This is a genomic window from Henriciella sp. (assembly GCF_049649345.1).
Lineage (GTDB): Bacteria > Pseudomonadota > Alphaproteobacteria > Caulobacterales > Hyphomonadaceae > Henriciella.
Window position 1 is genome coordinate 1 of sequence record NZ_JBARZC010000610.1, and the last position, 1864, is coordinate 1864.

General features: G+C 59.8%; 3 protein-coding genes. 1 reads left to right on the top strand and 2 read right to left on the bottom strand.

The genetic code is table 11. The annotated features are described in order from the left end of the window. Positions 1 to 530, top strand: a 530-nt coding sequence (locus tag WA989_RS16995) for a hypothetical protein (protein WP_424341667.1), incomplete at its 5' end; no start/stop codon positions are given. A 26-nt stretch (positions 531 to 556) separates the two neighbouring features. On the opposite strand, the gene WA989_RS17000 is transcribed toward WA989_RS16995, so the two are convergent. Together WA989_RS17000 and WA989_RS17005 are read right to left on the bottom strand one after the other, a co-directional pair. Next, positions 557 to 1228 (bottom strand): flagellar hook assembly protein FlgD, encoded by a 672-nt coding sequence (locus WA989_RS17000; protein WP_424341668.1) that lies wholly within the window; start codon positions 1226 to 1228, stop codon positions 557 to 559. Between the two features lie 11 nt (positions 1229 to 1239). After that, positions 1240 to 1864 (bottom strand): flagellar hook-length control protein FliK (locus WA989_RS17005; RefSeq protein ID WP_424341669.1); only part of this gene is annotated, 625 nt, incomplete at its 5' end.

Sequence of the window (1864 nt, forward strand, 5' to 3'; positions counted from 1 at the left end):
TCCCGGCCCTGATTGCAGGTATCTTCATCATTGCTGGCGGTGCTGGCGGCTTTTATCTGAAGAGTTCCGGCTCTGCTGACGCTTCGACGGCGCCTGCATCGTCGCATGAGGGTGACTCATCTGATCACGATAAAAAGTCCTCCGGACACGGAGAGGACAAGAAAGCCAAGGACGGCCACGGCAAAGATTCGTCCGGCGAAAATGGTGATGTCACCTATCACAACTTCACACGCGAATTCGTCGTTCCGATCATTCGCAATGAGCAGGTCGTCAGCCTCGTCATTCTCAACCTCAATCTCGAAGTCGACAATTCCATCTCCGGCAAGCTCTTCTCGATGGAGCCGAAGCTGCGCGACAATATCATGACGACGCTAATCGGCATTTCGAATGACGGGAAGACGTTCAACTCGATGACGGAAATCGAGAATTACGAATATATTCGCGCCACCGTCCTGAAAAACCTTCAGGACAAGGTGGCGACCGAGATTCGCAATGTGCTGATTATGGATATGGCCAGGCAGGACCTCTGAGCACTGCCTGAAGCGGCTCCACGGGCCTATTCTGTAACTTTGTGAACCTTGTCGACGCTGGCGCTCAGGCTTGAGGACGTCCCGATCCTGAGCGCGCCGTTCTCGCTCGCAACATTCGTCACCGTGGTCATCACTTGAGGGGCCACGGTCCCGATGAATTCAGTGCCGGCGTAAAGATCGATCCCGAATTCGAAAATTTCGCCCGATTGCGCATCCAGCCCGGAAAGCTTCTGGCCGCGCCAGTTGTGCGTGTCGTCAGAGAGGTCGAGGACGTCGGTCCAGACCGTCTCGCCGGCGGAATCCTTGATATTGAGGATGGCGCGGTCGGCGCTGTCCGGCGCATTGATTTGGAAGTCCACCGGGTCGTCGGAATAGGGCACCCAGGAAGATTCCACCGTCACGGTCTCGCCGATCCAGTCGCTGGCAAACATCGCATGAATTTCGCCGATCATGCTCGCCATGTTTTCCAGGCTCTCATTGCCGCGAACCTGCTGTTCCAGCGTGGAGAAGGTGGCCAGCTGCTCAACGAATTGCGTTGAATCGAGCGGCGAGAGCGGGTCCTGATTGCGCAGCTGCGCGGTCAGGAGCTGGAGGAAAGTGTTGAACTCCTCGCCAAACTGCACCTGGCCAGCTGACGTATCGGTCTGCTGGCCTGTCGTGGCTGGCTGGGTGGTGGCTGCCGGATTGACAGTCGTCATGGTGGAGCCTTTCAGAGTTTGATGTTGAGACCGGCCGAGGCCAGCCTTATGGGCGGCGCGCGCCCCTGTTGCGGATCAGGCGATGCCGCCTGCGTATCGTTTCCAGCCTCCTGGCCAAATTGTGCTCCGGGCTCGCCCCAATGGCGGTCTCCCTGCGAGGCGTTCTGGCTGAAAGTCATGTCGCGCGCTGACAGCCCATGCTGTTCGAGCGACTGGATAAGCTGGAAGTGCATCTGGCGCAGCTTCGTCATCGCCTCGGGCGAATCGCCTGTCACGGCCACATGCTGCAGTGTCTGGCCGTCAAATTTGAATTCGATCGAGACCCGGCCAAGCTCGGGGGGATCGAGCTGGACGGAAATGCGGTCGGGGCGCTCGCCGCCGGACAGGCGCGAGGTCACAATGTCCGCGACATCGTCAGGCGCGGCGATCAGTGTTCCCGTCGCCGCGGTCATGCCTGGTTGGGCCGGAGCAGGCGCAGCTGCGGCCGGGGCGGAGACTTGCGATGGGGCGGTGGGCGACGCTGGCGCCATGGATCCGGCGAGGTTCTGGCTTGACGATTTGCCCGTCTGGCCCTCAACCCCGTCGGCGATCTCGGCGTGGCTTTCCAGCGAGAACACTTTGCCGGATGTTTCAGCC